This is a genomic window from Bulleidia sp. HCP3S3_C9, from assembly GCF_052064035.1.
Lineage (GTDB): Bacteria > Bacillota_I > Bacilli_A > Erysipelotrichales > Erysipelotrichaceae > Bulleidia.
The window spans coordinates 1-6,270 of record NZ_JBQHWJ010000079.1 but is presented as its reverse complement, the minus strand read 5'-3'; the positions used below and the strand labels follow the sequence as shown (position 1 = coordinate 6,270).

The 6,270-nt window shown below is 34.1% G+C and carries 6 protein-coding genes; 4 read left to right on the top strand and 2 right to left on the bottom strand.

Annotation, left to right across the window (positions count from 1 at the left end; genetic code table 11):
• The first annotated feature begins 171 nt into the window (after positions 1-171).
• The gene (locus ACTND6_RS10325; RefSeq protein ID WP_441024080.1) at positions 172-1,107 is read left to right on the top strand and encodes a type II secretion system protein; all 936 of its coding nucleotides are present in this window, start codon (positions 172-174) and stop codon (positions 1,105-1,107) included.
• Positions 1,108-1,141: 34 nt separating this feature from the next.
• Here ACTND6_RS10325 and trhA read toward each other — a convergent pair whose 3' ends face one another.
• Complete coding sequence (gene trhA, locus ACTND6_RS10320) at positions 1,142-1,843, bottom strand: PAQR family membrane homeostasis protein TrhA (protein ID WP_441024082.1); 702 nt, start codon at positions 1,841-1,843, stop codon at positions 1,142-1,144.
• Positions 1,844-1,977: 134 nt separating this feature from the next.
• Here trhA and ACTND6_RS10315 point away from each other — a divergent pair, with 134 nt between their 5' ends.
• From ACTND6_RS10315 to ACTND6_RS10305, 3 genes are read left to right on the top strand one after another with little or no spacing between them, the layout of a single operon-like run.
• Positions 1,978-2,472, top strand: coding sequence for a DUF1836 domain-containing protein (locus tag ACTND6_RS10315; protein WP_441024084.1), 495 nt, complete (start codon positions 1,978-1,980; stop codon positions 2,470-2,472).
• Between the two features lie 45 nt (positions 2,473-2,517).
• The gene (locus ACTND6_RS10310; RefSeq protein ID WP_441024086.1) at positions 2,518-4,146 is read left to right on the top strand and encodes an FMN-binding protein; all 1,629 of its coding nucleotides are present in this window, start codon (positions 2,518-2,520) and stop codon (positions 4,144-4,146) included.
• A 1-nt stretch (position 4,147) separates the two neighbouring features.
• The gene (locus ACTND6_RS10305) at positions 4,148-4,906 is read left to right on the top strand and encodes an SDR family NAD(P)-dependent oxidoreductase (RefSeq protein ID WP_441024088.1); all 759 of its coding nucleotides are present in this window, start codon (positions 4,148-4,150) and stop codon (positions 4,904-4,906) included.
• A 13-nt stretch (positions 4,907-4,919) separates the two neighbouring features.
• Here ACTND6_RS10305 and ACTND6_RS10300 read toward each other — a convergent pair whose 3' ends face one another.
• A complete protein-coding gene (locus ACTND6_RS10300; protein WP_441024090.1) occupies positions 4,920-6,104 on the bottom strand; it encodes a D-alanyl-D-alanine carboxypeptidase family protein in 1,185 nt (394 codons plus the stop codon).
• Between the last annotated feature and the right edge of the window lie 166 nt (positions 6,105-6,270).

Below are 6,270 nucleotides of genomic sequence, written 5' to 3'. Positions count from 1 at the left end.
AATGAAAAATGGCCGAAATCTAATAGAATTCTGCGCCATTTAGTTCTTGAAAGGGTTAGATTTAAGCGTAAATAAGCCATTTGTCAACCACACGATTGTAGATTAGCCGAAAAATAAATATAATGAAACCGGTAAGTACTTAATTGCATGAATTTCTTTATAATCAATAGTATGAATGCTTGTGAAAATCATGTAAATAAAAGGAAAAGTACAAGAAGCGGATTTACTCTTGCGGAACTTTTAGTAGTTGTCGCAATTATTTCTGTACTTGTAGCGATAATGATTCCTGTTTTTCAGAATCAATTGGAAAAAAGCAGAGAAGCAACAGATATTTCTAATGTGCGTGCAGCGTATGCCGAAGTGAGTGAAAAAGCAATGCATGAAAATGATGAAAAATTTGTAAAAGTCGTTTCTTTAAAACAGAAGAAAGATGGAAGGCAATCTGCAGATACAATTACGATTGGCGGTATTATGCATTCTAAAAATGATGGTGATCTAGCGAACTGGAAAGGAAATCCAGTTGCTGGAGGCATGTGTGAAGTATCTTATGATCCAGATGTTGGTGTGATTCTGCATTGGAAGAAAAGTGATGGAAGTACATCGAACACTAAAGTTGATATGAAAGAAAATCTTCATAGTAATTTAGATAATACAAATGTATTAGCAAATTTAACTACACAGGGTGTAGCAAGATTTGAAATAGATTCGAAATGTCCAAATTCTACGATGGTAAATGCAGTAGAAAAACAAATCGGAGATACTAGTTTAATGAACCATGGAACGTGGGCATACCTTGGAAGTCCTACTAATGAATCTGGCAGGTATTTATTCTGGACGTCTGTAGATACAAATGCAGCAGGTGTTAAGATTTCTGTGATTATCAGTCGTGCTTCGGGTGGATTCTTTGTATCAGAAACAGTTACAGCACAAAGAATTACAAAAAAAGGTGAGGAATATGTTGCGATTGTTGATCATATCTGGAATGACGATGGATTTAAAAAATATTTGACTGGAACAAAATACGAAACATTAGAAGAAGCCTACACTGCATATGAACAAAAAGTGAATGAAAAATATACAGAATATAAAGAAACACTACCAAACTGAAACAAGTATCTAGATAGCTAGATACTTGTTTCAGTTACATTAATAATACGAGATAGTGATACATGAATATAAAATGGCATAAACTGCCTGCTAATATAAAGCAGTGGAATATTTCGTGATTTCCAAATCCATGGATTGGTTTTTCAAAAATTGATAGTTTCATGGCATAAACAATTGCACCAATGGAATATAGGATACCTCCTGCCAGCAGCCATAAAAAGCCAGAAAGTGGAATGCAATTGATAATATCTTTCATAAAGAAGATACATGTCCAGCCCATACATGTATAGATAACAGAAGATACCCATTTTGGACATGTAACAAAACAGAATTTGAATATCATTCCCAGGATTGCTAATGACCAGATTGTGATGAATAGTAACATTCCTTTGAATCCTCCAATTGCAATTAAAGCAACCGGTGTATATGACCCAGCAATCATAATGAAGATCATCATGTGGTCAATTTTCTTTAATGCTTTATTTACTTTAGGAGAAATACTGAATGAATGGTATACCGTACTTGCACTGTATAAAAGAATCATACTAATCATGAAAATCATATACGCAATAAGATCAAGTTTTGATGCGTGATAAAGACTGGCATGGATCAAAAGAACTGGCATTGCAAAGATGCTGCAGACAGCACCAATTAGATGTGTTAAGGCACTCATTGGTTCTTTGACGGTAAATAATTTTTCATCCATAAAGGATGTGTTGTTTTGTAAAACTGTCATAATTTCTCCTTTCCATTAACTTTTCATCGGTTTTTCAATAACCTCTATAAGTATACTAGAAGTTTTTTAAAAACTTGTCAAGAGATAACTGTAGTTCTATTGCACAGTTTATAAAATCTATTTATACTAATACTATGAGAAAAGAAAAGAATATTCAGGCAATGCAGGGTTTTCATTTACCTGCCTATACAGAAATTCCAGATGTTGGATTATATCTTGAACAAGTTGTGAAATATATTAATAGTTTCTTTTGCGATTTTGAAGAAATGAAAATTACGAATTCAATGGTAAGTAATTATGTGAAGAGTAAGCTTGTTTCGAATCCACATAAAAAAATGTACAGCAGGGATCAGATTGCGGTGTTATTCTTTATTGCGATTGCGAAGAATGTATTATCGATGGAATATATTCGTATTTGTCTGCAGGAAAGAACTACGCTTTCAACCATTGAAGAAGCATATTCAGCATTTGTGAAGAAAATGCATGATACAGTGCATGGCTATAAAGAGGCTTCTTCTGCGTCTTGTGATTTTTCAGCAAATGAAGAAACCGCATTGAATAACATTACGATTGCAGTGGCAAATAAGATGTATTTAGAAAGATATTTTGCGCAATTCAAAAAAGCGTAAAGTATCTTTTTTTTTCTTTTGTAAATAATGCTATACTTTTTGAGTATGAAAATAACAAAATTATGGAAATCAGTCTTAGTATTTTCTATGTGCACAACATTAGGTGCATGTCAAAATAAGAGTGAGAAAAATATTAAAGATGGTACATATACAGCTGAAGTGGAAGGGTATCAGTCTTCATTGACTGTGAAAGTAACTTTTTCAAATGGTTCTATTACAAGTGTTGAAGTTGTTGACTCTAATGAAACAAAGACTTGGGCAGATAGTGCTTTACATTACATTCCTAAATATATTCATGATGAACAGTCATTGAATGTTGATACGATTACTGGCGCAACGGTTACTTCAAACGCAATTATCAGTGCTGTTGAAAAAACAATTAAAGATGCACATGGTGATGTCGGTGAATGGAAAGCAAATGAAAAAGTGGAACATAAGCAAAAAGAAGTTGAAAAAAATTGTGATGTTGTTGTCGCAGGCGGTGGATTATCTGGCATGGTTACAACATTGCGTCTTCAGCAGCTTGGTTATCAATGTGTTCTGGTAGAGAAAAGTGATCGTTTAGGTGGAATCATGAAATACGGTGGGAATTATTCTCAATTGTACGTGGATGAAGATGCAACATTTACAAATACGAATGATCTTATTCAAGACCATTTGTTAGATACAGTTACATGGCAGAAAAAAGATCTTGGTGTTCAATTTTCAGATGAATATCTTTCCAGCAGTCAATATGATACAGATGTATTGAAAGAATATGCACCAGAAAATTCTAATATTGGTGAACTTCTGGAAAAAGAAACAGAAGTGAGTGGTGCAGAGGTATTGTTGAATACATGTGTAACGGGTTTAAAAAAAGATGGTGAAAACGTTAATGGTGTTTCTGCAATAGATTCTGATGGAAAGATTTATCATATTCAGTCTAAATATGTAGTGATTGCGAGTGGAAGTGCAATTGAAGATTCTTCTGAAGCTGTGAATCCGTACAATGAAGGGGATCTGTATACAATTTTCAAAAACGATGGATATCAAGTGAGTCGAATTGAACCGATGGTTTCTAATCTTTGTGTATCATTATCTGATCAGTATATAGATACATATTATGCTGATCAAAAAATGAAGGAAAAAGAAATTCTTCTTGTTGATCAAGATGGAAAATGGATTGATTTAGCACAATCTCGTGAAGATCTTTCTAGTGCATTAAAAGGTGATTCTTATTTGATGATGAATGCTTCAGTATATAAAAAGTGGAAAGCGGCAATTCTAGAAAGTGGTACTTTTGATTCAGAACATATAAAGCAATTAGAAGAAGATGAAAATGAATGTTTTTCTTCTGCAGAAGATTTACAAACATTGTGTAATATGAATGGAATATCTTATGAGGGAGTTGTAGACTCCATTGCACAACACAATATGGTGATGCGTGAAGAGCAGTCATTTGATGGGGATGTTTATTGTGTGAAGCTTTGTTGTGGCATTGTAGATGTGACAGGAGGAATTTGTGTGGATACATCTTTACATCCAGTGAAAACTTCTTCTGATACATCATTAGATTCTGTATATGTGATTGGCAGTGCTGCAGATTACTTGAATACACAAGAAGGCATTTCGAATACATGGGCATTTGTTTCTGGAAAATGGATTGCAGATGACATTGATGAAAAAATGAAGTGATATGCAGAAAGTATTGATTACTGGTGGCAGTGAAGGTATTGGATATGCATTTGCTGAATATTATTCTTCAATTGGAAGTGAAGTGTTTCTAGTAGCTAGAAACCGTATGAAACTGATTGACATCAAGAATACTTTAGAAAATACATATCATAATATTGTTCATATGATATGTATGGATCTTTCGCTACAGAATTCAGCAAGTACTCTTTATGAACAAGTCAAGGATGAAAATATAGATATTCTGATTAATAATGCAGGGTGTGGATATACAGAAAGATTCTGGAAGATTGATATTGAGAAAGAAGAAAAGATGGTCATGTTGAATGACATGACACTAATGTCATTAACAAAACTTTTCTTTCTAGATATGAAGAAACGACATGATGGTGTTATTTTAAATGTATCTTCTACAGGTGCTTTTCAACCAGGACCATACATTGCGGGTTACTATGCATCCAAAACATTTGTAGCTTCATATACACGTGCAGTCTATGAAGAAGCAAAAGAATATGGCGTTCGTATTTATTGCCTGCTTCCTGGTCCTGTGGCAACGGATTTCTATCGCAAAAGTGGTGTGAAAGCACCAATGCATGCGATGAAGAGTGATAAGGTTGTTGTGTATACAATCAAACATATGAAAAAGAAATGTTTTATCATTCCAGGTGTAATGAATCGAATTGTTAGATTCTTGCCTGAAAGTATTCGTATCTATTTCATAAAAAAAACAAAATGGAAAAATATCAAAAAGAAAAGAGGTTGAATGAAAACCTCTTTTAAAATACTTTCTGAAACCAAAGTGCAATACGATCTAGAAGATGAGATTCTTCTGGAATCTTTACCATGAGCTTTGTGGTGTAGAAGATTTCACCATTGTAGCTGATTGTGAGATCTCCTTCGAGATTCTGTGAAGTATTCGCGCTGGAAATTGTCTGTGGAAGTGTGCATGTTACTTCTGGCTGAATGTCTTGTGGAAGGTCATAGTTGAAGTCAATTGGTGATTTGACTTCAATAGTATCATCTTCAGCAAATATATGTTTAACTTTGACTGTGGATACAACACTTTGTGTTGATAGTGCTGCAATGCGATTCCATGACTGTAATTGATTTAAAATAGAATCTGTATCTTTGATATGGGGAGAAGCAGGCGCATATGCATCTGCATTTGCGACCACTGTGATTAAATGCATATCATTGATATCTTCCCAGGCAGCCAGGCAATGACCTGCCGGGTATGTGAATCCAGTTTTACCGCCAATCAATCCAGGAAGCGCATAGCCATTTTTTTGAGCAGCTGTAAAAATCGTACTATTCAGCTCAATGCCAAGTGGGGATGAAACTAATGGAGAAGTGGTGTATGTATGTGTTGAGAAGATTGTATTGAATGTATCGTTGTTTAGACAATATTGTAATAGCTTTGCCATATCTCTAGCAGTGGAGTAATGATTTTCATCGTGTAAACCTGTTGTATTCACAAAATGTGTATTTGTCATACCAATGGCTTGTGCCTTTTCGTTCATCAGATCAACATATGCTTCAATACTTCCGCTGATTGTAAATGCAGCTGCATTTGTTGCGTCTGCTCCAGACGGTAAAGCAATGCCATACAGGATATCTTGTACAGTTGGGGTATCTCCAACTTTAAAACCAGCTAAAGAAGCATTTTGTTCTATAAGACCTGCAATCATATCTTGTGTGATTGTAATCTGTTGATTTAAATCAGTAAGATTTTCGATTGCGATAATTGCTGTCATCATTTTTGTCATGGATGCTGGATACATTTTCGTATCAGCATCTTTTTCAGCAAGTATCTGGTTTGTATCGCGATCAATTACAATTGCGAATGTTGCACTTATGTTATCTAGAACAGTATTTTCAAAAGCGTATATTTTTGTGCAAGGAATAAAAGAAAAGCACACAAATCCAATGCATAATAATAATCTAAGTATTTTTTTAGCCATGGTTATAATCATAAGATATATTTAGTCAGAAAGCTAGAAAATACAATTTTAAGAAGGCTATATTAGCAAAATGGTGAACATATTTTAATATTGTACGAATATATGGACAGTAACAACAATTAAGCAGCATTATAATGTCAGCACATTCAAGGAGATGACATTATGA

Coding starts and splice junctions, on each gene's coding strand:
- ACTND6_RS10315 (WP_441024084.1), top strand. CDS start 1,978: ATGAGAAAAGAAAAGAATATTCAGGCAATGCAGGGTTTTCATTTACCT.
- ACTND6_RS10325 (WP_441024080.1), top strand. CDS start 172: ATGAATGCTTGTGAAAATCATGTAAATAAAAGGAAAAGTACAAGAAGC.
- ACTND6_RS10305 (WP_441024088.1), top strand. CDS start 4,148: ATGCAGAAAGTATTGATTACTGGTGGCAGTGAAGGTATTGGATATGCA.
- ACTND6_RS10310 (WP_441024086.1), top strand. CDS start 2,518: ATGAAAATAACAAAATTATGGAAATCAGTCTTAGTATTTTCTATGTGC.
- ACTND6_RS10300 (WP_441024090.1), bottom strand. CDS start 6,104: ATGGCTAAAAAAATACTTAGATTATTATTATGCATTGGATTTGTGTGC.
- trhA (WP_441024082.1), bottom strand. CDS start 1,843: ATGACAGTTTTACAAAACAACACATCCTTTATGGATGAAAAATTATTT.